This is a genomic window from Klebsiella sp. RC2 (assembly GCF_014192815.1).
GTDB lineage: Bacteria > Pseudomonadota > Gammaproteobacteria > Enterobacterales > Enterobacteriaceae > Klebsiella > Klebsiella variicola.
This window is the reverse complement of record NZ_JACHYL010000008.1, coordinates 80043-104990: the sequence shown is the minus strand read 5'-3', so window position 1 is coordinate 104990 and position 24948 is coordinate 80043. Positions and strand designations below refer to the sequence as shown.

The 24948-nt window shown below is 59.1% G+C and carries 24 protein-coding genes; 12 read left to right on the top strand and 12 right to left on the bottom strand.

Features of this window, described 5'->3' with window-relative positions:
- Positions 1–7: 7 nt before the first annotated feature.
- Positions 8–1153 carry a putative ABC transporter substrate-binding protein YdcS gene (gene ydcS / locus FHW76_RS22395; protein WP_008804680.1) on the bottom strand — a complete coding sequence of 382 codons (1146 nt, stop codon included), beginning with the start codon at positions 1151–1153 and terminating at the stop codon, positions 8–10.
- A 305-nt stretch (positions 1154–1458) separates the two neighbouring features.
- On the bottom strand, positions 1459–2871 hold the full coding sequence (locus tag FHW76_RS22390; RefSeq protein ID WP_064160435.1) for a PLP-dependent aminotransferase family protein: 1413 nt from the start codon (positions 2869–2871) through the stop codon (positions 1459–1461).
- A 681-nt stretch (positions 2872–3552) separates the two neighbouring features.
- Between FHW76_RS22390 and FHW76_RS22385 the strand changes: the two genes are divergently transcribed.
- The 5 genes from FHW76_RS22385 to FHW76_RS22365 all read left to right on the top strand — a co-directional run bounded on the left by FHW76_RS22385 (position 3553) and on the right by FHW76_RS22365 (position 6849).
- The gene (locus tag FHW76_RS22385; RefSeq protein ID WP_008804678.1) at positions 3553–4950 is read left to right on the top strand and encodes a cytochrome ubiquinol oxidase subunit I; all 1398 of its coding nucleotides are present in this window, start codon (positions 3553–3555) and stop codon (positions 4948–4950) included.
- Positions 4950–5960, top strand: coding sequence for a cytochrome d ubiquinol oxidase subunit II (gene cydB / locus FHW76_RS22380; protein ID WP_008804677.1), 1011 nt, complete (start codon positions 4950–4952; stop codon positions 5958–5960). Before FHW76_RS22385 ends, cydB begins: the two co-directional genes overlap by 1 nt.
- Positions 5960–6085, top strand: a complete 126-nt coding sequence (locus FHW76_RS22375; RefSeq protein ID WP_002907461.1) for a DUF2474 domain-containing protein — start codon at positions 5960–5962, stop codon at positions 6083–6085. Before cydB ends, FHW76_RS22375 begins: the two co-directional genes overlap by 1 nt.
- A gap of 95 nt (positions 6086–6180) precedes the next feature.
- On the top strand, positions 6181–6465 hold the full coding sequence (locus FHW76_RS22370; protein WP_117105642.1) for a hypothetical protein: 285 nt from the start codon (positions 6181–6183) through the stop codon (positions 6463–6465).
- A 150-nt stretch (positions 6466–6615) separates the two neighbouring features.
- A complete protein-coding gene (locus FHW76_RS22365; RefSeq protein ID WP_012541554.1) occupies positions 6616–6849 on the top strand; it encodes a DUF2554 family protein in 234 nt (77 codons plus the stop codon).
- A gap of 12 nt (positions 6850–6861) precedes the next feature.
- Here FHW76_RS22365 and FHW76_RS22360 read toward each other — a convergent pair whose 3' ends face one another.
- Complete coding sequence (locus FHW76_RS22360; protein WP_122533392.1) at positions 6862–8823, bottom strand: U32 family peptidase; 1962 nt, start codon at positions 8821–8823, stop codon at positions 6862–6864.
- A 33-nt stretch (positions 8824–8856) separates the two neighbouring features.
- Here FHW76_RS22360 and FHW76_RS22355 point away from each other — a divergent pair, with 33 nt between their 5' ends.
- Complete coding sequence (locus FHW76_RS22355; RefSeq protein WP_012541552.1) at positions 8857–9024, top strand: hypothetical protein; 168 nt, start codon at positions 8857–8859, stop codon at positions 9022–9024.
- 10 nt (positions 9025–9034) lie between these two features.
- Here FHW76_RS22355 and FHW76_RS22350 read toward each other — a convergent pair whose 3' ends face one another.
- Positions 9035–9604, bottom strand: a complete 570-nt coding sequence (locus FHW76_RS22350; RefSeq protein ID WP_008804673.1) for a helix-turn-helix domain-containing protein — start codon at positions 9602–9604, stop codon at positions 9035–9037.
- A 173-nt stretch (positions 9605–9777) separates the two neighbouring features.
- Between FHW76_RS22350 and FHW76_RS22345 the strand changes: the two genes are divergently transcribed.
- Entirely contained in the window at positions 9778–10944 is a 1167-nt protein-coding gene (locus tag FHW76_RS22345) for a benzoate/H(+) symporter BenE family transporter (protein WP_016161181.1), read from the top strand.
- On the opposite strand, the gene FHW76_RS22340 is transcribed toward FHW76_RS22345, so the two are convergent.
- Entirely contained in the window at positions 10921–11790 is an 870-nt protein-coding gene (locus FHW76_RS22340) for a helix-turn-helix domain-containing protein (protein WP_016161182.1), read from the bottom strand. The genes FHW76_RS22345 and FHW76_RS22340 overlap by 24 nt on opposite strands.
- Positions 11791–11971: 181 nt before the next feature.
- Between FHW76_RS22340 and FHW76_RS22335 the strand changes: the two genes are divergently transcribed.
- Complete coding sequence (locus FHW76_RS22335; protein ID WP_012968061.1) at positions 11972–12868, top strand: DMT family transporter; 897 nt, start codon at positions 11972–11974, stop codon at positions 12866–12868.
- 46 nt (positions 12869–12914) lie between these two features.
- Here the strand turns inward: FHW76_RS22335 and FHW76_RS22330 are convergent, their stop codons facing one another.
- The 3 genes from FHW76_RS22330 to tehA all read right to left on the bottom strand — a co-directional run bounded on the left by FHW76_RS22330 (position 12915) and on the right by tehA (position 15445).
- Complete coding sequence (locus FHW76_RS22330; protein WP_004143788.1) at positions 12915–13583, bottom strand: DUF3313 domain-containing protein; 669 nt, start codon at positions 13581–13583, stop codon at positions 12915–12917.
- A 264-nt stretch (positions 13584–13847) separates the two neighbouring features.
- Entirely contained in the window at positions 13848–14444 is a 597-nt protein-coding gene (gene tehB / locus FHW76_RS22325) for a tellurite resistance methyltransferase TehB (protein WP_022065561.1), read from the bottom strand.
- Positions 14441–15445, bottom strand: a complete 1005-nt coding sequence (tehA, locus tag FHW76_RS22320; protein WP_183477006.1) for a dicarboxylate transporter/tellurite-resistance protein TehA — start codon at positions 15443–15445, stop codon at positions 14441–14443. The genes tehB and tehA overlap by 4 nt, the downstream gene beginning before the upstream one ends.
- A 111-nt stretch (positions 15446–15556) precedes the next feature.
- On the opposite strand from tehA, the gene ydcK reads away from it, so the two are divergent.
- Positions 15557–16537 carry a YdcK family protein gene (gene ydcK / locus FHW76_RS22315; RefSeq protein WP_183477004.1) on the top strand — a complete coding sequence of 327 codons (981 nt, stop codon included), beginning with the start codon at positions 15557–15559 and terminating at the stop codon, positions 16535–16537.
- Here the strand turns inward: ydcK and rimL are convergent.
- Complete coding sequence (gene rimL / locus FHW76_RS22310) at positions 16523–17101, bottom strand: 50S ribosomal protein L7/L12-serine acetyltransferase (protein ID WP_049138821.1); 579 nt, start codon at positions 17099–17101, stop codon at positions 16523–16525. The two genes, ydcK and rimL, sit on opposite strands and share 15 nt — an antisense overlap.
- Before the next feature lie 53 nt (positions 17102–17154).
- Positions 17155–18810, bottom strand: coding sequence for a glucan biosynthesis protein D (locus FHW76_RS22305; protein WP_012541545.1), 1656 nt, complete (start codon positions 18808–18810; stop codon positions 17155–17157).
- Between the two features lie 439 nt (positions 18811–19249).
- Between FHW76_RS22305 and FHW76_RS22300 the strand changes: the two genes are divergently transcribed.
- Positions 19250–20338: an NAD(P)-dependent alcohol dehydrogenase gene (locus tag FHW76_RS22300; protein WP_122533393.1), complete on the top strand. Its 1089-nt coding sequence runs from the start codon at positions 19250–19252 to the stop codon at positions 20336–20338.
- A gap of 54 nt (positions 20339–20392) precedes the next feature.
- On the opposite strand, the gene FHW76_RS22295 is transcribed toward FHW76_RS22300, so the two are convergent.
- Together FHW76_RS22295 and FHW76_RS22290 are read right to left on the bottom strand one after the other, a co-directional pair.
- Positions 20393–21898 carry a carboxylesterase/lipase family protein gene (locus FHW76_RS22295; RefSeq protein ID WP_044649999.1) on the bottom strand — a complete coding sequence of 502 codons (1506 nt, stop codon included), beginning with the start codon at positions 21896–21898 and terminating at the stop codon, positions 20393–20395.
- Positions 21899–21939: 41 nt separating this feature from the next.
- Positions 21940–23283: a VOC family protein gene (locus FHW76_RS22290; protein ID WP_008804661.1), complete on the bottom strand. Its 1344-nt coding sequence runs from the start codon at positions 23281–23283 to the stop codon at positions 21940–21942.
- A 239-nt stretch (positions 23284–23522) separates the two neighbouring features.
- Between FHW76_RS22290 and pcaH the strand changes: the two genes are divergently transcribed.
- Positions 23523–24263, top strand: coding sequence for a protocatechuate 3,4-dioxygenase subunit beta (gene pcaH / locus FHW76_RS22285; RefSeq protein WP_008804660.1), 741 nt, complete (start codon positions 23523–23525; stop codon positions 24261–24263).
- Positions 24260–24880 (top strand): protocatechuate 3,4-dioxygenase subunit alpha, encoded by a 621-nt coding sequence (gene pcaG / locus FHW76_RS22280; protein WP_008804659.1) that lies wholly within the window; start codon positions 24260–24262, stop codon positions 24878–24880. The genes pcaH and pcaG overlap by 4 nt, the downstream gene beginning before the upstream one ends.
- The last annotated feature ends 68 nt before the right edge of the window (positions 24881–24948 follow it).

Here is a 24948-nt window from a genome sequence, read left to right as displayed (position 1 = left end):
CCCGTCCTTAGCGGCCGCCCATTATCGCAATATAGTCCTGAGTCCATCTGCTGTAGGGCACGTATTTCCCGCCTTCGGCAACCGGCGTTTTCCAGAAATGGATCCGGGTAAACTGGTCATAGCCGTTGGTTTCACAGCCTTTATCACCGAGCAGCGCGCTGGCTTTACACCCCTCTGGCACCACCGGGAGCGAGCCGAACCACGCCGCCACATCGCCCTGCACCTTCGGCGTGAGCGACCAGTTCATCCATTTGTAGGCGCAGACCGGATGCTTCGCTTCGCTGTGCAACATGGTGGTATCCGCCCAGCCGGTCACCCCCTCCTTCGGAAACACGGTGGCGATGGGCTGGCCTTCAGCCTTCAGGCCGTTGGCCTGATAGGGCCACGAGCTGGAGGCGGCCACCCCTTCGTTTTTGAAGTCGTTCATCTGTACGGTGGCGTCATGCCAGTAGCGATGGATCAGCGGCTGCTGGTCGCGCAGTACTTTCAGCACCGCGTTATACTGAGTTTCGGTCAGTTGATAGGGATCTTCGATCCCCAGCTGCGGCTGGGTGGCTTTGACAAACAGCGCGGCGTCAGCGATATAGATCGGGCCATCATAGGCCTGCACGCGTCCCTGATTGGTTTTGCCGTCCGGCAGGTTCTGTTTAACGAAGACCACGCTCCAGCTGTCCGGCGGCGTCGGGAATACACGGGTGTTGTACATCAGCAGGTTCGGCCCCCACTGATACGGCGTGCCGTAGGCTTTACCGCCGACGTTAAACCATGCCCCTTGCGCAATGCGTGGGTCGAGGGTGCGCCAGCCGGCAATCAGCGCGGTATTAATCGGCTGAACGCGTTTGCCCATGATCAGACGCAGCGAGGCATCGCCCGACGCGGTCACCAGATCGTAGCCCCCCTTGGCCATCAGGCTGACCATCTCGTCAGAGGTAGCGGCGGTTTTGACATTAACCTGACACCCGGTCTCTTTTTCAAACTGGGTGACCCAGTCGTACTGCTTGTCTGTCTGGCCGCGTTCGATATACCCCGGCCAGGCAATAATATCGAGCCGCCCTTCCGGTTTATCCAGCGAGGTGAGTGGCTCTGCCGCCTGCACGGTCAAACAGGCCATGCTCAGCACATAAAGGCTGCAACGGGCAAATTTTTTGCTCATCAGGTGTTACTCCTGTCACAAGGTAATTAGCGGCAGCCGTGCCGTAAAAATATCTCCTGAAATAAGGGTAGTCAGCGGATTAACGCCCCCTGGGGAATTTATTCAGGTTGTGACCCGGGACGCATTACGCAAAAATCGCCAACACAAGCAGGACTTTATGGATTATAGACAACGAGTTAGAGAAAAAGGAGGGGTATGCGTATTTCCTATGATGAGCGCCGGTAAAATAATGACCGGCCTCAATAAAAACTCACCCGCGTTTATTTTTGTCGAGAGTTTATGGCGACGGAAAATAGCCTGAGTCGTCAGGTAAGCTGCTCACGAATAAGTTCACCCAACCGCCTCACCCCCTGCTCTTCGCGTTCCCCCCAGCCCCAGGCGGTATTAAAACGGAAAAACGAGGTCCAGCTGGCGGAGGTGGAGAACATTTTTCCTGGGGCAATGCTGATGTGCGAGGCCAGCGCCCGGGCGCTTAGCCCACTGGCGTCGGCCCCTTCCGGCAATTCAATCCACAGAAAGTAGCCGCTGTCGCTGTGGTGGACGATAACCTCCGGCGGCAGATGGCGCAGCAGCGCCTGCCAGGCCAGCTGTTTACGCTCCGCCAGCTGGCGGCGCAAACGGCGCAGGTGGGCGTCATAGCGCTTGGTGGACAGATAATCCACCAGGGCTAGCTGCATCGGCGAGCTGGTGGAGAGCGTACTCATCAGCTGCAGTTGCTGGATCCGCCGCGCCTGTTTGCCGGCCGCCACCCAGCCGATACGAAACCCGGGCACCAGACATTTTGAAAACGAGCTGCAGTGCAGCGTCATATCCTGATGGTCCCAGTATTTCGCTGGTAACGGTTTCTCGCGACCAAAGTAAAGCTCGCTGTAGACATCATCTTCTATCAGCATCACGTTATAGCGCGCCAGCAGCGCCACCAGCGCCGCTTTTTTTTCGGGGCTAAGGGTGAAGCCGAGCGGGTTTTGTCCGTTAGTCATTAGCCAGCAGGCCTTGACCGGGTAATTTTGCAGGGCCGCTTCCAGCGCCGTCAGGTCAATGCCCTCTTTGACGTCGGTCGCCACCGACAGCGCCTTCAGGCGCAGCCTCTCCAGCGCCTGCAGGGCGCCGTAGAAACAGGGGTTTTCCACCACCACCCAGTCGCCCGGCTCGGTCACTGCCTGCAGACTGAGGTTAAGCGCCTCCAGCGCCCCGGCGGTAATGACGATCTCATCCGGCGAGATGTTCATCCCCTGCAGGGCATAGCGTCGGGCAATGGCGTGCCGCAACTCCGCATTGCCCGGCGGCAGGTTCTCAATGACGCTCATGGCGGTGGCGGTTTTGCTCACCTGCGCCAGCGAGCGGTTAAGCTGCTGCAGCGGGAAGAGACGCGGGTCCGGAAAGGCCGAGGCAAAGGGCAGCATCGACGCCTGGCGGCTGGCCTGTAGCACCTCAAAGATATAGGTATTGATATCGACAGCTTCATCGCGGGTCACCTGGGCAGGCGGCGCCGGCTGTCTAAGCTTCACCGGCTGAGGGGCGACATAATAACCCGACTGCGGACGGGCGACGATGCGCCCCTGGCTTTCCAGCAGCTGATAGGCATGGCTGACGGTCATAAAGCTCATGCCGCTGCTGATCACCTGCTCGCGCAGCGACGGCAGCCGATCGCCAGGCAACCAGACGCCAAGCGCGATCTGTTCGGTCAGCTGTTGCGCCAGCTGTTGATACTTTTTCATTGCGGCCGTCCCCGTACGATAACCTCCCATTATCATATATCAGTTATAAAAAAATCATAGTTTGCTGTAACTGTTATATCTGCAGCGGCAGTCGCGTCCCGTCACAGCACGGGATAGGTTTAAAATATCACCACCCAGAATAGTAAGATTAACGCAAACCAGAAGATAATCATCACGCCGAGCGTAATGCACAAACTCTGTAATCCTTTTTCAGACATGGGCATTCCTTTTTATTTATTCCCGAGCGCATACAGTACAAATTACCCACGGAGTCGACAATTTATTATTATTTAATTTACGATTAACCCGCTCAGCGTTTTTACTTATTCTCATACTAATGCGTGAGAATAAATGACGCTAAAACTCGTTGTGCATTATCGCAAGAATTAATACAGCAACGCGTGATATTCGGGATATATTATTCCGGCCAGAAACAGTGCCGTGCCGGCGGCCGAGTCCGCCGATCAACCGCTCCCGGGATAACGGCCAAATCTCCGCTGGTCTGTTGGTTAAGCGACCCACCCCATCGGTATTTATTCGTACCGGCCGATGATTGGGACGCGAGGTGAAAAATCATAACAGAGGCCAACTGTTATGATAAAAAATGGCGCGACTGCCTCTGCCCCCCAGCCACCACCCTGCCTAAAATTGCGCTGAATCAATTTTGTAGTGGAGTCCTGCATGTTCGGTCTTGATGCATTCCATCTTGCGCGAATTCAATTCGCCTTTACGGTCTCATTTCATATTATCTTTCCCGCCATTACTATTGGGCTGGCCAGCTACCTGGCGGTACTCGAAGGTCTGTGGCTAAAAAGCAAAAATCCCACCTGGCGCTCGCTGTACCACTTCTGGTCGAAAATCTTCGCCGTCAACTTCGGCATGGGGGTGGTTTCCGGGCTGGTGATGGCCTATCAGTTCGGCACCAACTGGAGCGGTTTCTCTCAGTTCGCGGGGAGCATTACCGGCCCCCTGCTGACCTATGAAGTCCTGACAGCGTTCTTTCTGGAAGCGGGCTTTCTCGGGGTGATGCTCTTCGGCTGGAACCGCGTAGGGCCGGGGCTGCATTTTTTCGCCACCTGCATGGTGGCGCTGGGCACCATCATCTCGACCTTCTGGATCCTCGCCTCCAACAGCTGGATGCAGACCCCGCAGGGGTTTGAGATCGTTGACGGCCAGGTGGTGCCCGTCGACTGGCTGGCAGTGATCTTTAACCCGTCGTTCCCCTACCGCTTATTGCATATGACAGTGGCGGCGTTTCTCAGTAGCGCGCTGTTTGTCGGCGCCTCGGCGGCCTGGCATCTGCTGCGCGGCAATCAGTCGCCGGCGATCCGTAAGATGTTCTCGATGGCGCTGTGGATGACGCTGCTGGTCGCCCCCGTCCAGGCGCTGATCGGCGATATGCATGGTCTGAATACCCTGAAACACCAGCCGGCGAAAATAGCCGCCATTGAGGGCCACTGGGAAAACCCGCCGGGCGAGGCAACGCCGTTGCTGCTGTTTGGCTGGCCTGATATGGCGCAGGAGCGCACCCGCTACGGGCTTGAGATCCCGGCCCTGGGCAGCCTGATCCTCACCCACAGCCTTGATAAACAGGTGCCGGCCTTGAAGGAGTTCGCTCCTGAGGATCGCCCGAACGCAACCGTGGTGTTCTGGTCGTTTCGCCTGATGGCCGGTCTTGGCATGCTAATGCTCCTGCTCGGCGTACTGGCCCTGTGGCTGCGTCGCGGCGGCCGACTGTACCATTCCCGGCCATTTCTGCGCTTTGCGCTATGGATGGGCCCTTCAGGACTGATTGCTATTCTCGCTGGCTGGGTGACCACCGAAGTGGGCCGTCAGCCATGGGTGGTGTATGGCGTTCAGCGCACTGCTGACGCCGTTTCCGCCCACGGCGATCTGCATATGTCGGTCAGTTTATTGACCTTTATCGTGGTCTACAGCGCCGTCTTCGGCGTCGGCTACAGCTATATGCTGCGCCTGATCCGCAAGGGGCCGCAGGAGGTGCAGCCCGCGACAACCGGTACGCCAGCCCGCCCGCTGTCCGCCGCCACTGAAGGTTATCTGCAGAAGGAGTCCCGCTAATGGGTATCGAATTATCGGTGATCTGGTTCGTGATTATCGTCTTTGCCACGCTGATGTACATTGTCATGGATGGCTTTGATCTGGGCATCGGGATGTTGTTCGGCACAGTACGGGGCAGCACCGAGCGCGACGTAATGGTCAACAGCGTCGCCCCGGTGTGGGATGGCAATGAGACCTGGCTGGTACTGGGCGGCGCTGGTCTGTTTGGCGCTTTTCCCCTCGCCTACGCGGTGATAATCGACGCCCTGTCGATCCCCCTGACCCTGATGCTGATCGGCCTGATTTTTCGCGGCGTCGCCTTTGAGTTTCGCTTCCAGGCCACCCCGTCGCACCGGCCCTTCTGGGACCGTGCCTTTTTTGGCGGTTCCTTGCTGGCGACCTTCAGCCAGGGCGTGGTGGTCGGGGCGGTGATCAACGGTTTCACCGTCAGCGGTCGCGCCTTCAGCGGCGGCATGTTTGACTGGCTGACCCCGTTCAGCCTGTTTTGCGGACTCGGGCTGTGCGTGGCCTATGCGCTGCTCGGCGCCACCTGGCTGGTGATGAAAAGCGAAGGCGCGCTGCAGCAGCGGATGCGAAGCGCATCGCGGCAGCTGCTGGTTGCCCTGCTGGCGGTGTTTGCCGTCATCAGCCTGTGGACTCCGCTGGCGCACCCGGCAATTGCCGCCCGCTGGTTCAGCCTGCCGAATCTCTATTTCCTGCTGCCGGTGCCGCTGCTGGTGATCCTCATCAGCGGCTGGCTGTGGCGTACGCTGCATCAGCGCGACCGCCATGTTTCGCCCTTCACGCTGACGCTGGGCCTGGTCTTTCTCGGCTTTAGCGGACTGGGGATCAGCATCTGGCCGCATATTATCCCGCCGGCCATCACGCTGTGGCAGGCTGCCGCTCCCCCGCAAAGCCAGGGCTTTATGCTGGTGGGCGCACTGCTGATTATTCCGGTCATTCTTGGCTACACCTGCTGGAGCTATTACGTGTTCCGCGGCAAAGTTCAGCCCGGGGAGGGATATCACTGATGCATACTGCCTGGCCTAAACGTCTGCTGTGGCTGATCGCGCTCTGGGGAGGCAGCGTACTGACGCTGGCCGCCATCAGCCTGCTGTTTCGCCTGCTGATGACCGCCGCAGGGCTAAAAGTCTGAGTGGGATGCAGAGAAGTCCGAAAAGGGATTTCTCCATCTTATCTTCACTTTTGCCTGATGAAATACGGCGATACATCAGAAGAAAGGATATTGCTATGAAGAAGTTAGCTTTACTGTCCGCCGTGATGACGCTGGGAATATCGTCATGGGCGTTCGCTGCCGACAACCCGCCACCGCCGCCAGAAAAAGGCGCGCAGCATCAGGGTAAACCGCCGGCGAAAAACGGCCAACACGATGGTAAGCAAGCGCAACACAACGGCAAGCAGCCACAACGAGATGGCAAACAGCCGCAGCATGGTGGCAAGCAGCCGCAGCGTGACGGCAAGCAGCCGCCAAAAGGCGGCGAGCACAGCGGGAAACCGCTGCCGCCAAAAGCATAACCCCTCAGGCCTGGCCTTCTGCGCCAGGCTTTTTTTCACCTTCTTTCAGCTGACATTGACAAACTCTTGCCCTTCTTTGAGAAGCCGAGAAAAAAACCTGCACAACGCCTGGCATAGTAAGCCCACCCCATTGATTCGCAGAGTAAAGGTATGTTGAGGAGAAGCATGAGCGCGCTGCTGTTGCTGTGCGCGCTGTTTTCAGGACATCTGCTGGCCCACCGCCAGGGGCACGATTACTTTCCGGTGCAGAGCCTCGAACAGCAGCTGCTGCACGAGGCGGACAGCGACGAGCTTCGCAGCCAGTGCGAGGAGGCCGCCGCCGATCTGAACGAGCATCACCGCTGGCAGGATGCCCGCAAACCGCGGGCGCCGCATTGCCCGTAGCGTCGCGCTGGATCAGGCTCCTTTGCGCTTCGGCAGGGTCTTCATCAGCTCATCCGGGCTGACGGAGGCGACGATGCTCCCGGGAAGCGGCATTTTGAGGATGTGGTTTTTAATCTTCCCGACGACATGCATTTCGCACGGGCGACAGTCAAACTTCAGGGTCAGCACTTCATCGCCGTGGATCAGCTGCATCGGCGTGGCTTTCCAGCTCTTGATGGAGCCTTTCGCCTGTTTCGGACAAAGATTAAACGCAAACCGCAGGCAGTGTTTGGTGATCATCACCGGCACATCGCCCTTCTCTTCGTGCGCTTCATAGGCGGCGTCAATCAGCTGCACGCCATAGCGCTGGTAAAAGGCCCGCGCCTTATGGTTATAGACGTTGGCGAGGAAGGAGAGATGGGTCTCCGGATAGACCGGCGGCGGTACGGAGACCGGCTTGCGGGTGCCGCGTTGCCAGGCGTTGAGGCGCGCTTCATCCAGCATTTCAGCCGTTTCACGACGCAGCTGGTTGAGCAGGCTGTTGGGGACAAACAGTGGCGGCAGGTTGACCTGCACGTCGCGCGGGTAGTAAATGGTCTGCCCCAGTTTTGTGACACCGTCACGCAAATTGGCCAGCGCTTTTTCTGCCTGGTTGGCTTCGGCGAACGCTCCGTCGAGAGTATGGGTCACGCTGACGCCATCTTCACAGGTCATGGTCAGAACCAGCTGTTCCTGCCAGCCGCTCAGCGTAACGTCCACGGCGATGCGGCGTTCGCTGGAGGTCTTCAGCAGCGCCTGCTGCCAGTTGTGATCGAGGTTACGGTTGAGCGCCTGGTGCGGACGCGCTTTATGCAGATCCGCCGGCATCTCGTTCGGCCACACCCGATAGCGATTTTCGCCGGTTTTCTCCACCGTATTGGCACGGAAGCCCACCACTTCACGCTTGATCATCACGTTAAGGCCATCGCCGTTGGTTAACGGTTCGCTCACTTCGACATCAAGATGGTCTTTCCCCACCTTCAAGACTTCGCCCACCGGCAGCCCGATAAATTTCGGCGAATCAAACGCGCCGATATCGCCTTTGCGGGCATTGACGAAGTAGTCGGTACTGCCGCGATGGAAGGTTTTATCGGTAGAGGGAATGAAGAAGTGCTCGGTGCGCCCTGCCGAGGCGCGCGCCAGATCGCCGCGGTCTTCGATAATGGCATCCAGCATTTGACGGTAGTGCGCAGTGATGTTTTTCACATAACTCATGTCTTTGTAACGGCCTTCAATTTTGAAGGAACGTACCCCGGCGTCGATCAGCGCCGCCAGGTTGGCGGTCTGATCGTTGTCCTTCATCGACAGGAGATGTTTTTCATAGGCCACCACCCGTCCCTGATCGTCTTTCAGGGTATACGGCAGGCGGCAAGCCTGCGAGCAGTCGCCCCGGTTGGCGCTACGTCCGGTCTGGGCGTGCGAAATGTTGCACTGCCCGGAATAGGCCACGCACAGCGCGCCATGAATAAAGAATTCAATGGTGGCGTCGGTATGGTCATGAATAGCTTTGATCTGACTGAGATTCAGTTCACGCGCCAGCACGATCTGGCTGAAGCCGGCGTCGGAGAGAAATTTCGCTTTTTCCACGCTGCGGATATCACACTGGGTGCTGGCGTGCAGCTCAATCGGCGGCAGATCCAGCTCCATGATCCCCATATCCTGCACAATCAGCGCGTCAACGCCCGCCTCATAAAGATCGGTAATCAGCCGCTGCGCCGGCTCCAGCTCATCATCATGCAGAATGGTGTTCAGCGTGACAAAGATTTTGGCGCCATAGCGATGGGCAAAAGGCACCAGACCGGCGATGTCGCTCAGGCTGTTGCTGGCATTGTGACGAGCGCCAAAGTCAGGCCCACCGATATAAACGGCGTCGGCGCCGTGGAGGATCGCTTCGCGAGCGATACCGGCGTCGCGGGCAGGACTAAGAAGTTCAAGACGATGATTGTGCAGGCGCATACGCGTGTTGTTATCCAGTATAAGGGGGTCGAAATGGCGGCTATTGTAGTCAGAACCGGGCACAGACGAAAACCTTTTCCACCGTCGCGCGACGACGAATTTTCATTTTTCAGCAAAGTATTGACGGAAAAGATAGTTCCTTCACATCCTCGCGCAGCGTACTGTCATCTCGTATTCCGGATTTTCCTCGTCACGTTGTGAGTGGTTATCATCAGTCATCTTGTCTGGCCGCGGGTTCGCCCGCGGTTTTTTCTTTTGGATAATGGATAAGAGAATGGAAATGGGCCGCCTGAACGCCGCGGTTACGATACGCATGCGCCTCATCGCCGGCGAAGCGCCGTCCCTCCCCTGGCTGCAGTAAATGCCACTCCCCCTGTAAACAGAGATCCAGGGCGCCGCTAATCACCACCACATGTTCAATCACCCCTTTCTCATGCGGCGTCGATTCGCTCAACGCGCCGGGGGCAAGGGTTATCGAAAAATGGTCAAAGCGCAGCTCCGGGTCCCACGGGAAGACCGGGGTCACCACCATCGCCTGCTGCTGCGGATCAAAAGCGGAAGGCGCTGCGCTGGCGTCCGGAACGATAAACGCCGAAAACGGCACGTTCAGCCCGGTGGCAATCTTCCACAGCGTCGCCACCGTCGGGCTCGATTCATTACGCTCAATCTGCCCCAGCATGGCTTTCGACACCCCCGTCTCTTCTGCCAGACGAGAGAGACTCCAGCCACGCTGCTGGCGCAGGGTTTTGAGCGTTGCCGCCAGATGTTGCGCAATATTCATCCTACCTCCTGACTTGTACAGGCAAGAGTATATCCCCATTTGCCTGATTCTACAGGGCGTTTCTAGGCATATCACCGTGAGAACAGGTGTCTTACGCTCTCCACATCCGCACCTTGTGCGCTATAACGCACAGTGATAGAGTATTTGTATGTTATAACGCACAAGAGAATCCTATGCGCTCGTTTACCCTTCCTCTTCCCACTCTGTTGGCGGGTTTCGTCGCTGTACTGGTGGGCTACGCCAGTTCAGCCGCCATTATCTGGCAGGCTGCTGCGTCTGCTGGCGCTACCCCCGGGCAGATCGCCGGCTGGATGACGGCCCTTGGCCTCGCCATGGGTATCAGCACCCTTGCGCTGAGCGGCTGGCGTAAAGTTCCTGTGCTCACCGCCTGGTCAACGCCGGGCGCCGCGCTGCTGGTCAGCGGTCTACAGGGAGTCACCCTCGCCGAGGCCGTGGGGGTGTTTATCTTTGCCAACGCGCTGATCGTCCTTTGCGGCGTGACGGGCCTGTTTGCCCGGCTGATGAAGATCATTCCCCATTCACTGGCCGCCGCGATGCTGGCCGGGATCCTGCTGCGTTTCGGTTTGCAGGCCTTCGCCGGCTTACAGGACCATCTGCTGCTGTGCGGCGGCATGCTCGCCGCCTGGCTTCTCTGTAAAGCGCTGTGGCCCCGCTTCGCGGTAGTCGCCGCGCTGGTGGTGGGGGCGCTGATCGCGGCGGCCTCCGGGGACGTCGCCAGGACGGCCGTACCGCTGGCCTTCGCGGCACCAGAGTGGATCGCGCCGCAGTTTACCCCGGCGCTGCTGCTCAGTGTCGGCCTGCCGTTTTTCCTCGTCACCATGGCCTCGCAGAACGCCCCCGGGTTCGCCACGCTGCAGGCATCCGGCTACACCGTACCGGTATCGGCACTGCTCGTCGCCTGTGGAGGTCTGGCGTTGTTGCTGGCGCCGTTTGGGGTCTACTCCATCTGCATCGCGGCGATCACCGCTGCGATTTGCCAGAGTCCGGAGGCGCACCCGGATCCGCAACAGCGCTGGCTGGCGGCCATGGCCGCAGGCGGTTTTTATCTGCTGGCGGGTCTGTTCGGCGGGTCGATCACCGCCCTGATGTCGGCTTTACCCGCGGCGTGGATCCAGATGCTGGCCGGCCTGGCGCTGCTCGGCACCATCGGCGGCAGCCTGTTTCAGGCGGTACATCAGGCCAGTGAACGCGATGCGGCAGTACTGACCTTTCTGGTCACCGCCAGCGGCGTGACGCTGGCGGGAATTGGTTCGGCCTTCTGGGGCGTGGTGCTTGGTGGGGTAAGCTATGGCGTGTTATCCGCGCTGCGCCGCCCTTAGCTGGGACGGCGTCAGGCCGGTGGCCGCTTTCACCCGATGGCTGAAATGGCTGGCGGAGCTGAAGCCGCAGACCAGCGCAATCTCCGTTAACGGCAGCGCGCTGTGGCAGAGCAGATTTTGCGCCCTGGCCATTCGCTGCTGCATCACATATTGATGCGGGGCCATATTCAACGACTGGCGGAACATGCGGGCAAAATGGAACTCACTGAGTCCCGCCTGCTGCGCCAGGTCGGCCAGGGTCAGCGGCTGATCGAGGTGGGCATCGATCCAGGCCAGCACGTGACGCTTCACGCCCGGCGCCAGCCCTCCGGTGACCGTCGGCAAACGCCACTGCACGGTGGAGTAGTGCTGGATCAGATGGGTGAGCAGTAAGCTGCTGGCGGCGCTGAGGGTCAACTGGTTCGCCGGCTGTCGCCAGTCATTGGCCAGTAAAAACTGGCGGTACACCGCGGTGATTTTGTCATCGCTGGCGAAGGTTTTTTCCTGCAGGGTGAAGTTTGCCGGGCTACGATCCCACACCTCTTCGCCGACGCGGCGCAGGTGCTCATCGGTACAGTAGAGATGCACAAAAGACAGATCGCCGCGGATATCCCAGACGCTCTCATCGCCTTTCGGCATCAGACAAAAGCGATCCGGGCCGCCGCCATTTTTCCAGCCGTGCGGCGTCTTTTGATAGCTTTCATAGCCATCGGCGACGTACAGGCTCAACGTATGGTGATCGCTGCGCACCGTCACGGTATCGCAATTGTTGTACCAGGCGGCCAGTTGAATTCCGGAATTCAGCTCCACCGTGCCCCGCAGCACCGCGTTCTGTCGCCGTAATGTTTCAAACGTCCCGTAACCCATTGCCTTCACGCATCTGCCCGTAAAAGCTCTAGTCTAGGGAGACTCCGGCGCGGTTTCCAGTCCTCACCGCAGGCGAATGACAAATAAGCGCAAGAATTTGCAAGCCGACAACAAGCGGGTGAAAGCTGCCGGTTGCGACAGGCGGCATACTCCTCCCTTCAACAAGCAGAGGAGAGTCAGGGTGAACGCATTACTTTATGCACTCGTTGTCGTGATCTGGGGGACAACGTGGATTGCGATTTTTTTACAACAAGGGCCGGTGGCGGCGCCGGTATCCATTTTTTGGCGCTTTGCCGTGGCCAGCATCACGATGCTGACGATTCTGCTTGTCACGCGACGGCTACGGCCGCTGGGCGCGAAAGATCACTTTTGCTGCCTGCTGCAGGGCTGCTGCGTCTTCTGCTTTAATTTCTGGTGTTTTTATACCGCCGCGGCCTGGATCAACACCGGTCTGGAATCGGTGATCTTTTCCATGGCCGTACTGTTTAACGCCATTAACAGCTTTCTTTTTTTTCGCCAGCAGCCGCCGGGCCGCTTCTGGGCCGCCGCCGCGCTGGGCCTCGCCGGTATCGTCACCCTGTTCTGGGATGACCTGCTGGCCAATGGGCTAAACGCCTCGCTGCTGTGGGGGATCGGTCTGAGCGCCCTGGGCACCTACGGCTTTTCACTGGGCAATATGTTCAGCATTCGCCACCAGCGGCGAGGGCTGGAAACCCTCACCACCAACAGTTGGGCGATGCTCTACGGGACGCTGGTGATGGGCGCGATCGCCCTGCTACGTGGCGATAATTTTATGCCGGAGTGGACCGTCAGCTACCTCGGCGCCCTGCTTTACCTGGCGCTGTTCGGTTCGGTCATTGCCTTTGGGGCCTATTTCACTCTGGTGGGGCGCATTGGCGCCAGCAAAGCCGCCTACAGTACGCTGCTGTTTCCGCTGGTCGCATTATCCATTTCCACCGTCTATGAAGGGTATATCTGGCACAGCAACGCCGTGATCGGGCTGGCGCTGATCCTGTTGGGTAACCTGGTAATGTTTGCCAAACCGGAACAGCTGCTGCTGCGCCGAAGGCTGGCCTGAGGAGACAGAAGAGAAACAGCGCCGTCGTCAGACGGCGCTGGCACGATTAACGCTGAGAGGGATCGAATTTGACGGCGTCGACCGCCATATCATCGATCACCTGCTTCAGGGTATCGACGGTCAGTGGCGTATTCTCATTCGCCAGGGTTTTGCCTTCCCCTTTACGAACGACCTTGATGACCGGCTTATTGGTGCTGGCGTCAATGACCTCCGCCTCAAAGTACAGATCGGTGTCCATGGTACGATGGCCGGTGGCGGCCTGGGTGCCGGCGACAATCATAGCGACCGGGATCACTTCATAGAACTGCAGCCCCTCTTTGCTGGAATCCACCCCGGTGATCGCCCCGCGGAAGATGAGGCTGCGCTTGCCGGCGGTAGTGGCCAGCGGTTTACGCTCGGAAATAGCCTGTTTCAGCTCTTTGTTGGTGTAGTTAAGAATATCCTGCAGCGCCTTTTCCCCTACCTGGGTGGTCGGCTTCGGTACCGGATAGTAGGTCACCGGGTGATAAACGATATTGTCATAGTTGGCTGGATTGAAGTTCGGATCGATCCAGCGCAGCTCCGGCTTGCCGGAGGCAGAGGTCGTTTCTTTCAAACTGGAATAATCTTTTAAGAAGCCCGAATACTGATTCGGTTGCGCCACTTTCGCCGCACAGCCGGTCAACGCCAATATTCCCGCCAGAGCGGCGACTTTCAGTAAAACGCGAGTACGCATAGAGAGATCCCTGTAAATGCAGTTTTTTTTCGGCAGACGTTATAGCAAATAGGACCCACTAGTTTTGTGACAAAAAAAGGGCTTCGTCAAGGAAGATTTATAAATATTGATAGGATGAACATTACGTTATTAAATAATCACTTAAAACAGGCAGAAGGCTGCTTTTTATCCCTCTTTTATACGGTGACTTCCTCGCTTATTTTCCCTGCTCTTCACCTTACTACGCGGCGCGGGCAACGTCCTGATTCCCCACGCCGCCGCGTATCAGGCAGGCTTGCGCGCCAACAGGGTGGCGAAGCGCAGTTTGATGCGATTGCCGTTGGCGTCGGTGCGATGCAGCTCGCCGACGTCCTCATTGTATTTCAGCAGCTCCCAGCCCTGGTAATAATCACGAAGCTCATCGGGTTTAAAGGCAAACGGGAAGCCGACGGTGCAGGGATAATCTTCGGTATCCATTGCCGCCACAATCAGGTTATAGCCGCCGGCGGCGGTGCAGCGCTGCATATTGGCGATCAGGCCCGGGATGGTGTCAGGCTCCAGGAACATCATCACCACGGTGGAGAGGATCAGGTCATACTCCCCATCAAAGGTCAGGCTATTGAGGTTGGTTACCGCGGTGCGGAGATTTTCCAGCGCCTCGGCAGCGCGAATACTTTCCAGATTATTGATGCTCATCGGATTTTTATCCCACGCCGTCACCGTGAATCCGTTCGCCGCCAGATAAAGGCTGTTACGCCCGTTGCCACAGCCCAGATCCAGCGCCCGCCCCGGCGGCACCACTGTCGCAGCATGCAGCACCTCGGAATGGGTGCGTGTCAGGCCATATTTTTCACTAAAATAATCCGCGTCACGCGTTGTCATGATCCTTCCTTCTTATTCAGGAGTGTTTCCCGGTCGACCTGTACCAGCAGTTTCCCGCTCACCAACAGCAAAATTGTGCGCAGTAACAGCAGGCCGACAACCAGATTGCTAAAAATAAACAGCGGCATTGCCAGATGGTGAAAAAAGCCGTCCGCCCTGGCCTGGCCGAGATGCAGGCCGGTAGTGGCCAGCGCGGAAATACCGAACGAGAAGCTCCAGAAGGAAGCATTGAACGGCTGGCGAAGATACCAGGGCATCAGGCGCAGCATGAACAGTAGCTGCAGCAGGCCGTAACCAAACAGCAGCTTCGCGAAGGTATCCGCTTCCCCACCGTTGACGCTGAGCCAGGCGCTGCAGGCCACCAGCGCAGGCGCCAGCTGGATCCCCAGCGAGGTGCGCAGCGGCGTCGGCAGCTCGCCCGCGCTGCGCAGACGCTGGAGGATCGCCGGCTCGAGGCTCAACCAGGAGAAGACCCCGGCGCCGAGGAACACCAGCCCGGCGTCGGTAAATCCCAGCGCGCCGCAGGCCATCGCGCTAATGAAATTATTGGCCACCGTGGGCAGATAGAGCCCCGGCGTGGTGGCCTCGAGAGGATGCGTCCCCCGCCACAAGCCGCCACTTTGCCAGGCGGCATAGGCAAGCTGCAGCGCCACCCCCGGCACAAACAATCCCAGCGCCAGCGGTCGCCACCAGGGCACCAGCCCGATCGCCACCAGCAGCGTGGTGGCCGGAAACAGGCTGACAAAGCTGCTGCTGACCGGATGACGCATCTCCCGTAGCACGCTCGCCGGAAAGCGAATTGCCCGGCTGATAAACGCCATGCTGAGCAGAGCCCACATCGCGATCGCCAGCATCACCAGACCATCGCCGATGCTGCGGCTAACCGGCCAGAGCGTGCTGGCGTAGCGCCAGGCGAAGCCCATTCCGATGGTGCCGAGCACCATACCAAAATAGCCTGCCGGCAGGTTCAGCGCCTGCCGCGGCGTTTGCTTGCTCTTCATTTTGTTGATGATATCAATTTAATTTGAAGTTGCATTTTAAAGGAACCTTATCCCGCGCGCTACGGCGATCTTTGCTATGTTTATGTTAACCATAAGTAATGAGGATCGGGAATGCGTAAATACCGTCTCAGCGAACAGACCCGGCAGTATTGTTACCAGGAAGAGGCTGGCAAACAGAGCGTCACCCTGCGCCAGATAGTGGCGCTTATCGATTTCGCTGACGTCAAAGTAGGCAGCGAAGGCGGTTGGGTGGACGCGGAAAGCGCTCTCAGCCAACAGGGAGAGTGCTGGATCTACGATGCCAACAGCGTGGTTTTCGCCGGGGCAAGTATCCGCGACGACGCTCGCTTAACCGGGCCCTGCGTGGTCAGCCACGAGGCCGCCATCGGCGGACGGGCATGCATTCATGCCTCGCACATTAGCCATCACGCGCAGATAAGTGACAACGTCACGATTAATCATAGTCTGGTGCGCGGTTACTGTCGCCTCGCCGACGAGGCGCGTCTCCTGCCCCACTGCCAGGTGATTGCCGCCCGCGGGCTGACCGCCGATCGCGACAAAGTCCTGCAGATTTATCAGCGAGCCACCGTTAGCGCCTCGCGTATTCTTCATCAGGCGCAAATCTACGGCGATGCCTTTGTCGAGCACGCTTTTGTCGAACATCGGGCAGAAGTGTTCGACCAGGCAAGACTGGAGGGGAACGAAGAAAACGACGTCTGGGTGTGCGATAACGCCCGGGTTTATGGTCATGCGCGACTGATCGCCGGTCGCGGAGAGGATGCCATTCCCACCGTGCGCTACAGTTCGCAGGTGGCGGAGAATGCGGTGATTGAAGGCAACTGCCTGTTAAAGCACCGGGCGATGGTCGGGGGCGAGGCGCAGCTGCGCGGTGGTCCGATTCTGCTCGACGACGATGTGCTGATCCAGGGGCGGACAGTCATCATCGGCGATGTGATCGTTGAGCACCAGGTCTCCATCAATGACGAGGTGCAGATTGCCGCACAGGAGGGAGAGGCCATTCATCTGCGCGGCCCGAAAACGCTTGACGGCCAGCAGCACATCACCCGCACGCCGCTGTTAGGCGCCCTCTAGCGCCTCGTCGCGGTCAATAATGCGCGAATAGATATTCTGATCGTCATAGCTGCCGTTCAGATACTCGGCCTGCCTGAGGCAACCTTCAAGAACGAACCCATTGCGCAACGCCACCTGGTTACTGCGGGTATTGGCCACCCGGCATTTGATCACAAACCGGCGCACCAGCCCGCTGCGGGCATAATGGTGGATAAAGGCCTGCAGGGAGCGGGAAAGCAGCCCCTGCCCCTGGTGATCTTCATCGATCCAGTAGCCGATATAGGCCGTTTTGTTCTGCGGCTCGATCTGGTTGAACGACAGGACGCCCACGAGTCGATGGTCGAGAAACAGCAAAAACATTTTGGCGTAATCCCGCTGATGCAGAATCACGTTACCCTGCACATGGCGGCGGGTCTCCTCTTCGCTGTTCACTTCGGCGGGCCAGTTGAGCGATTGCTGCAGCCAGTGGCGGTTTTTCACCACCAGCTGGTGCAGATCGCTGACGTAGCGCTCATCAATCGCGATAAGCGTCAGTGCGTCGGTCACCGGGATCGTCTCAGGTACTGCGGGAATGTCTGTAGTCATGGGGCTCTCTACTGGCCCGCAGGCGTTGCCTGCGGGCCGCGGCTGTCACGGGATTATTTCATGATCCGGTCGTCAACGTAGTTACGTTTATCCGGCGCCGGCGGGAAGTACTGATAGAGCCAGGTTTCGCTGATGGCTTCGCCCTGACAGCGCAGGAACAGGCGCATCTCCACCGGGTCGGTCGAGTCGGAGGTCGGATACCAGTCGAAGAGGATCCGGTAGCCATCGAACGGCTCGACGTAGAGGATCTCAATCTGCTTCGCTTCCCCGCTGGAGAGGGTGATCACCGGTTCAATACCGCGCGGCGCGGCGGCCTTCAGATCGCCGCCGACAAAATCGATGGCAAAACGACGCGCCCACTTATCCGGATAGTGCTCGCCCGGCGCCCAGCCTTCCGGGAAGCCCCCCATCCCGGTGCGGGTGGCGAGCACACGCGCCAGCGGGGTGCTCACCGGCGGCTGCGCGCTCCAGTAGAGACGGTAGCGGAAGTCCAGTTCGTCGCCCGCCTTCACCGCTTTTTCCGGCTGCCAGAAGCAGACGATATTATCCAGCGTTTCGCCGGTAGTCGGGATCTCCATCAGGCTGACCGCCCCTTTCCCCCACTGGTTACGCGGCTCAACCCACAGGCTGGGGCGCTTGTTATACCAGCCCATCACGTCCTGGTAATGGGAGAAATCGCGGTCCAGCTGCAGCAGACCGAAGCCGCGCGGGTTCTTGTCCTGGAAGGCGTTGAACTGCAGCTTCTGCGGGTTATTCAGCGGCCGGCAGACCCATTCGCCGTTCCCCAGCCACATCGACAGCCGATCGGAGTCGTGGATCTGCGGGTGGATGGTATCGCACATCCGGCGCTCGTTGTTGCCGCAGCTGAACATACTGGTCATCGGCGCGATACCCAGCTGTTTGATGTCCTTGCGGGCATAAAGGTGATTTTCCACGTCCATGATGACCTGGGTATCCTGGCAATGGATGGTGAACTTGTAAGCCCCGGTGATGCTCGGGCTATCCAGCAGCGCATAAACGGTAAAGACCGTGGCGTCCCCTTTAACCGTTTCGAACCAGAAGGAGGTGAAATCAGGGAACTCTTCCGGGGTATCGGTAAAGGTGTCTACCGCCAGCCCACGAGCCGACAAGCCGTACTGGTAGGTGCTGTCTACCGCGCGGAAATAACTGGCGCCAAGGAACGCCACGATATCGCGGCGCGCCAGCTCCGGCGCTTTAAACACCCGGAATCCGGCGAAGCCGAGGTCGGACTGCCCTTCCAGCTGGCGGGTGTCGACCCCGGCGTCATTGTACTTAAACAGCTCAGGGCGGAAATGGATCTCGCGCGCCTGCTGAGTGGCGGCGTCAAGAGAGAACATCCGCACGCGGCGACGGAACCCCATCCCGACGTGGAAAAACTGGATGTCCAGTTTGCGTTCTTCGATGTTGTTCCACAGCGAGTGGTTGGCGTCATACTGGATGCTGTTATAAGCCTGCGGAGTCAGATTGGCCAGCGTCGGCGGCAGATCGCGCGGGGCGCCGCCCCATGGCTGGCGCGCCAGATCGTGGGCCATCGCCTGCAGCACGGTGTAATCGAAACGACGCGTTTGCCCGTCGGCAATACCCGCGTCTTCGGCAAAAGCGGCCTGACTGAATAAGGAAGCGACTCCTGACGTCCCGCATACGGCGGCAACAGCCATGGAAGATTTAAGAAAACGTCTGCGGTTCATGCCTGAGAAAGCGTCCTTCTGCACGGGTGAATTGATTCGCAACGCGTCATCACGCTGCGTGATAAATTCCGCCCACTCTAGACAAAAACGATTAATAATCCAATTGTTGCCCGCAGAAAAAAGGTAAAAAAGCCCTGTCTACCGGAACAACCCGTTTTTTTACTTTTCCTTCGACGTGCGGCCGGGGAAAGAACAGACTGCCGGCCGCTTTTTCGCCTGACCATTGAGCGGATAGCTCTTCCTCGCTGCGGTATATTCATCACACCTATGCCCCGCCGCCCTGCGTTTTTTTTAGGCACGAATGGCGCAAATTTCCGCCACATCCGGTGCTAACTTTTCACCGGTAACCGCTATATTTCTTCATGTTAGCGGCCAACACGGGAGAGCCGTTCGGGCTGTCCCGCCACGCTCTCCAGGGAATTCATTCAGGAGTCATGCCATGCAAGTGAAAGCAGCCGTCACGCTGGGCTACCAGCAACCTTTCGTCATCAAGGATGTCGACGTCTCCCTTCCGGGGAAGGATGAGATATTAGTGAAAATTGTCGCCACCGGGGTCTGTCATACCGACGCGGTGATGCGCGATAACCCGGGAGTGGTGCCTATGCCTGCCATCCTCGGCCATGAAGGCGCCGGGATCGTCGCCAGCGTCGGGGAGGCAGTCAGCGGTATCAGAGTCGGAGACCACGTGGTGCTCAGCTATGCCGCCTGCCACCATTGCGAAAATTGTTTAAGCAACCACCCTTCAGCTTGCGAAGATTTTAATACGCTTAATTTTGGCGGCCGACGCGAGGATGGCACCACCCCCTATCGGCTGGGCGATCAGGATCTGTCCCTGTTCTTTGGCCAGTCGTCCTTCAGCCAGTATGTGGTCACCCGCGCCAGCAACGCCGTGGTGGTCGACCCGGAGGTCGATCTCACCCTGCTCGGCCCGCTGGGCTGCGGCATCCAGACCGGCAGCGGGACGGTGCTCAACCGCCTGAAACCGGTGATTGGGGAATCCATTGTGGTGTTTGGCTGCGGCGCCGTGGGGCTCAGCGCCATCATGGCGGCGAAATTAACCGGCTGTTCGCAGATCATCGCTGTCGATATTCATGCCAGTCGCCTCGCCCTGGCGGGCGAACTGGGCGCCACCCATCAGATTAATGGCAAGGAACAGGATGCCGTCGCCCTGATCAAACAGCTCACCGGCAAAGGCGCTCACTACGCGGTGGAAACCACCGGCGTATCGGCCATCGTGCTGCAGGCCGTACACGCGGTGAAACCATTAGGTACGGTGGCCATCGTCGGCTTTACCGGGGATATCACCTTTAACGTGCAGAACGATCTGATGGCGGAGGGCAAGTCGCTGGTCGGGGTGATTGAAGGCGATGCCGTCCCGGCGCTGTTTATTCCGCTGCTGGTGCAGCAGTACAAGCAGGGGAAATTCCCCATCGATAAGCTTATCGTTCGCTATCCGCTGGCCGATATTAATCAGGCCTTCGCCGATTCGGCGTCTGGTAAGGTGATAAAGCCCGTGGTTGTGATGTGAGTGAATGCCGCCACCAACCGGTGGCGGCAGTTGCTCAGCCGCACCTCAGCGCATTTACTCCAGCGTCACGTGATGCTTCATCACCCGGCGAAACAGCGCCAGCCGGGCGCGCATAAAGCGATTTTCCACTTTAAAGCCGGCACGCTTATGCAGGCCAATGCGCAACAGACGATCCCGTCCGCGCAGGCACGCTGGCCAGCGCACCGCGCCGGCAAGCGCCTGGTCGCCGCTGGCGACGCGGGCAAACTGGGCCCAATAGTCAGCCACCTGAGCGGCGAAGGCCAGATCCGCTTCGCTGGCATACTGACACACCGGGTCGGTCAACCGCAGGTTATCAAACACGTAGGGCACCTCGTTGCCATGCCAGGCGCCGTGCGGATAGGTGTCATGCTCCGCCTCCGCAACATAATCAAACCAGTAGCGCCAGCACGGCTGCCCCACGCGCTGCTGCGCCTGCATCACCACATAACCGAGGGTGGTGAAGGCCATGTCGCGGCACACTTCCCGCCCCAGCGCCTCATCGCCCTTCACGCCGGGATAAAGGAGTTTGATCAGCCCCAGTCCCAGGCGGCGCTCACGGCGCAGCTTCTGGATCTGCCCGGCGATATCGACGCCAAACACGGCCATCACGCTGGCTTCATCGCTGTTGGAGCCGATCATCACCGGCATTGGATGCTGGCGCCCGGCAAAAAAGGTCTCCAGCATCGGCTGCGGCAGCACCGCGTCGCCGACGATGGGGGCCGGCCCTGTGTTCAGCGGCGCGGTGAGCGACCAGAAGGCCTCCGCCGGGATCGCCCGCAATTCCTCAGCGCTGGCTCGCGGTAAGGCAAAGTGTTCCGCCAGCAGGCGGCCTTTCTCCAGCGCCTTCTCTCGCGGCAGGTCGGGTAACGTATACCCGCTCTGAATAATCGCTTTATGGAACAACCCTTTCGCTTTCGGCGAGGCCATCAGCGACAGCACGCTGCGCGCCCCGGCGGATTCGCCAAACAGCGTGACGTTGGCGGCATCCCCGCCGAAGGCGTGGATATTCTCCTGAACCCACTGCAGGGCGGCAATCTGATCGAGCAGCGCGAAATTATAGAGACGTTCGCCCGCCTCTTCTTCCAGCGCCGGATGGGCGAAAAAGCCGAGATGGCCCAGCCGGTAGTTGACCGTCACCACCACCACATCGCGGCTGGCTAACGCTTTGCCATCGTAAGGCGGCAGGCTGCCGGCGCCGATGGTAAACCCGCCGCCGTGCAGCCAGACCATCACCGGCAGCGGCTGCGCAGCAGCAGCAGGTGCCCAGATATTGAGATATAAGCAGTCTTCGCTGAAAGCGCCGGGATCGCCGCCGCCGAGCTCACGGCAGTAGTCAATGTCCTGCCAGCTGGCGGCGGAAAAGGCGTCGGCCTGGCGGACGCCCTGCCAGCGGGCAGGAGGCTGCGGCGCGCGCCAGCGCAGCGGGCCCACAGGCGGCGCGGCATACGGAATGCCGCGCCAGATATGGATCCCCTGCTCTGTGCTCCCGGATACGGTTCCCTGGCGGGTTTTCGCCAACGGTTTCGACGGATGTTGCATAACCTGCTCCCTGTAAGGCTGATGCCAGCAGGGTACTGATTTTACAGCAGACCGCAACGTCGTTTGCTGCGCTCCTCCGCCTGTCGGTACAGGGCAAACTCATCCTCCACCGGGCAGCCCAGCGCCGTCTCAAAGGCTTCGCGGCTGGCATTTCCGTGGCTGCGCGCCTGCGTTTCGTTGCCCAGATTAGACTGAAAAATGCCCGCCGCGCTGACCGGTAAAAAATCTTCATAAATAATCGGCTGGGCGACCACCCACCCGCGCTCAATCAGCGGCTGCGGATCGTCCCCCGGGCGAAACGCCTGGCGATGCGCCTCGCCGGCGGGCGTCAGGCGGTAGCGAAACCAGGCCAACCCCTGCTGACGGAGCAGAAATTCGCTGTCGGGGAATTCGCGGAATACCTCCTGCAGATGCAGCTGATGGCTGAGATTGTCCTTTCCTGTCCCTGCCGCCTGCAGCAGTCGGTCGTACAGTGCGCGTCCTTTTGGCGTTAGCGCAATGCCGCGTTGCTCAATTTCGCCAAAGCGGGCGCTGTGGGTGCCTTTATGCTCACCGGCGAACATCACCGGCTCCTCAAGCGCCTTAAAGCTGGTCTGCCGCAGGAGGATCGGGACCTCCCGGCGCGGTGGCCCTTCAATCAGCGCTTTGGGTTCAATACCACACTCGGGCATCAGGGCCTGGGCGCGGTCAATATCCAGCGTCCGCGGCGTGAGGTGATTGATATGGCATCCCGGAAAGCAGACCACATCGGCAATCAGGCGGTGCTCGCGATGCAGAGCATGGTAGGTCTCCTCATCGACGGTGGCATGCCGGTGCCAGCGGAAGGTCTCCAGCGCCTCCTGCACAAACTCGCGCGCGTCGGCAGAGGTGAATTCGCCCTCAGCTTCATACTGCGCAATCAGCGCCAGACAGCGGGGGGTAAAGATTTTGCGCCGGGCAAGGATGGCCTCGGCCCGCTCGCGCAGGGCGCGATTTTCAATCAGCTCCAGGCGCAGCAGCGAGGTGAAAACCCGAAACGGATTGCGCGCCAGCGCGGCATCGTCGATGGGACGAAAGGCCGTGGAATGGACCGGCACGCCGGCCTGTGAGAGATCGTAATAGCTGACGGGATACATCCCCATGATGGCAAACATGCGACGCAGCGTCGCCAGTTCCTCCGCTGTGCCCACGCGGATTGCGCCGTGGCGCTCCACGTTTAAGCGCGCCAGCTCGTCGGCATTGGCCAGTTGTTCATGCAGCTGCGGATTATTTTCCAGTACCGCGAGATTGACGTCAGCCACCAGCTCCAGCAGCGTCCCGTATTGCGGAACTTCCTGCTGGTACATAGCCGACATGGCCTGCGAAAACTGCTCCCGAATCTCATCAGCCGTGATGGTGTTCGCCATGATGTGTTACCTCCAGTGAATACTTCCTGGAGTGTAGGAAAGCTGCCTCCTGGCGGGGGGAAGAATTTACAAACTGTGATGGCGATAACCTGCTTCCGCTAGCAGTCATTGCACAAAACATAACCCACGGTTATGAAAAACACCCGGTAATTTCACTTTAAATTAACAATACATTTACACACACTGTTTCTGGCGACATTACAACAACATGCCCCTCTACCGTCTACACGGAGTACCCGATGAACGACAAATGGTCCCCGCGCGAGGTTATCCATCGCGATTACAGTAGCCACCCGCCCGCTTACGCGCCGGGCTATAAAACCAGCGTCCTGCGCTCACCGAAGAATGCCCTGATCTCCCTGCAGAACTCATTGTCAGAGATCACCGGGCCGGTCTTTAGCCGTGACGATCTGGGCCCTCTGGATAACGATCTTATCCTTAATTACGCCAAAGAAGGCCTGCCGATTGGCGAGCGGATCATTGTGCACGGTTACGTGCGCGATGGTTTTGGCCGACCGATGAAAAACACCCTGGTGGAAGTCTGGCAGGCCAATGCCGGCGGCCGCTACCGACATAAAAAAGATCAGTATCTGGCCCCGATTGACCCGAACTTCGGCGGCTGCGGCCGGGTGCTGACCGATGAAAACGGCTATTACTGTTTTCGCACTATCAAGCCCGGCCCCTACCCGTGGCGTAACCAGGCCAGCGACTGGCGTCCGGCGCATATTCATTTCTCGCTCTCGGGTGAAGCCTGGGCGCAGCGCCTGATCACTCAGATGTATTTCGAAGGCGATCCGCTGATCAAACAGTGTCCGATCGTCCGAACCATTAATAATGACGACGCCGTGCGCACGCTGATCGCCGAGCTGGACATGCACGCCGCCGTACCGCTGGATTGTCTGGCCTACCGCTTTGACCTTGTTCTGCGCGGCCATCGCGCCACGCTGTTTGAAAATCGCACTCAGGGGGCCGCCCGATGAAAGAGTATCTGCCTGAAACCGCCTCGCAGACGGCGGGACCCTATGTTCATATCGGTCTGGCGCCTGACGCCGCGGGCTTTCATATTTTTGAGAAAAACTTTGGCCCGGTCCTCACCACCGCGGATACCACCGGGGAGCGGATCACCATTGAAGGCCGGGTTATCGACGGCTCCGGAACACCGGTCCGTGATGTGCTGCTGGAGATCTGGCAGGCCAACGCCGCAGGACGCTATAACCATCCTGACGACCGTCAGCAGCAGAAAGCCGTCGACCCGGGCTTCCGCGGCTGGGGGCGTACCTGCTCTGATTTCACCTCCGGCGTCTGGCGCTTTGACACCATTAAGCCGGGCCCGGTTGTCGGCCGCGATGGCCGCCTGATGGCGCCGCACGTCAACCTGTGGGTGGTCGCCCGGGGGATCAACATCGGCCTGAACACACGGATGTATTTCGCCGATGAACATGAGGCCAACGCCAGCGACCCGGTGCTGAATCTGATCGAGTGGGAAGTGAGACGCAAAACCTTAATCGCCGAACGCGAGGTTCGTGGTTCGGAAGTGGTCTATCGCTTCGATATTTATCTGCAGGGCGAAAACGAAACCGTCTTTTTCGATATCTAGCGGCCACGCCGATAAACGCCTTCCCCTCGTCCTGCGGGGGGAAGGCGTTTTAAACCGTGGGGAAAGAT

Bases quoted from the DNA above. Each gene is read 5' to 3' on its own strand.
- ydcS (WP_008804680.1), bottom strand. From the start codon at position 1,153: ATGAGCAAAAAATTTGCCCGTTGCAGCCTTTATGTGCTGAGCATGGCC.
- FHW76_RS22390 (WP_064160435.1), bottom strand. From the start codon at position 2,871: ATGAAAAAGTATCAACAGCTGGCGCAACAGCTGACCGAACAGATCGCG.
- FHW76_RS22385 (WP_008804678.1), top strand. From the start codon at position 3,553: ATGTTCGGTCTTGATGCATTCCATCTTGCGCGAATTCAATTCGCCTTT.
- cydB (WP_008804677.1), top strand. From the start codon at position 4,950: ATGGGTATCGAATTATCGGTGATCTGGTTCGTGATTATCGTCTTTGCC.
- FHW76_RS22375 (WP_002907461.1), top strand. From the start codon at position 5,960: ATGCATACTGCCTGGCCTAAACGTCTGCTGTGGCTGATCGCGCTCTGG.
- FHW76_RS22370 (WP_117105642.1), top strand. From the start codon at position 6,181: ATGAAGAAGTTAGCTTTACTGTCCGCCGTGATGACGCTGGGAATATCG.
- FHW76_RS22365 (WP_012541554.1), top strand. From the start codon at position 6,616: ATGTTGAGGAGAAGCATGAGCGCGCTGCTGTTGCTGTGCGCGCTGTTT.
- FHW76_RS22360 (WP_122533392.1), bottom strand. From the start codon at position 8,823: ATGCGCCTGCACAATCATCGTCTTGAACTTCTTAGTCCTGCCCGCGAC.
- FHW76_RS22355 (WP_012541552.1), top strand. From the start codon at position 8,857: ATGGCGGCTATTGTAGTCAGAACCGGGCACAGACGAAAACCTTTTCCA.
- FHW76_RS22350 (WP_008804673.1), bottom strand. From the start codon at position 9,604: ATGAATATTGCGCAACATCTGGCGGCAACGCTCAAAACCCTGCGCCAG.
- FHW76_RS22345 (WP_016161181.1), top strand. From the start codon at position 9,778: ATGCGCTCGTTTACCCTTCCTCTTCCCACTCTGTTGGCGGGTTTCGTC.
- FHW76_RS22340 (WP_016161182.1), bottom strand. From the start codon at position 11,790: ATGGGTTACGGGACGTTTGAAACATTACGGCGACAGAACGCGGTGCTG.
- FHW76_RS22330 (WP_004143788.1), bottom strand. From the start codon at position 13,583: ATGCGTACTCGCGTTTTACTGAAAGTCGCCGCTCTGGCGGGAATATTG.
- tehB (WP_022065561.1), bottom strand. From the start codon at position 14,444: ATGACAACGCGTGACGCGGATTATTTTAGTGAAAAATATGGCCTGACA.
- tehA (WP_183477006.1), bottom strand. From the start codon at position 15,445: ATGAAGAGCAAGCAAACGCCGCGGCAGGCGCTGAACCTGCCGGCAGGC.
- ydcK (WP_183477004.1), top strand. From the start codon at position 15,557: ATGCGTAAATACCGTCTCAGCGAACAGACCCGGCAGTATTGTTACCAG.
- rimL (WP_049138821.1), bottom strand. From the start codon at position 17,101: ATGACTACAGACATTCCCGCAGTACCTGAGACGATCCCGGTGACCGAC.
- FHW76_RS22305 (WP_012541545.1), bottom strand. From the start codon at position 18,810: ATGAACCGCAGACGTTTTCTTAAATCTTCCATGGCTGTTGCCGCCGTA.
- FHW76_RS22300 (WP_122533393.1), top strand. From the start codon at position 19,250: ATGCAAGTGAAAGCAGCCGTCACGCTGGGCTACCAGCAACCTTTCGTC.
- FHW76_RS22295 (WP_044649999.1), bottom strand. From the start codon at position 21,898: ATGCAACATCCGTCGAAACCGTTGGCGAAAACCCGCCAGGGAACCGTA.
- FHW76_RS22290 (WP_008804661.1), bottom strand. From the start codon at position 23,283: ATGGCGAACACCATCACGGCTGATGAGATTCGGGAGCAGTTTTCGCAG.
- pcaH (WP_008804660.1), top strand. From the start codon at position 23,523: ATGAACGACAAATGGTCCCCGCGCGAGGTTATCCATCGCGATTACAGT.
- pcaG (WP_008804659.1), top strand. From the start codon at position 24,260: ATGAAAGAGTATCTGCCTGAAACCGCCTCGCAGACGGCGGGACCCTAT.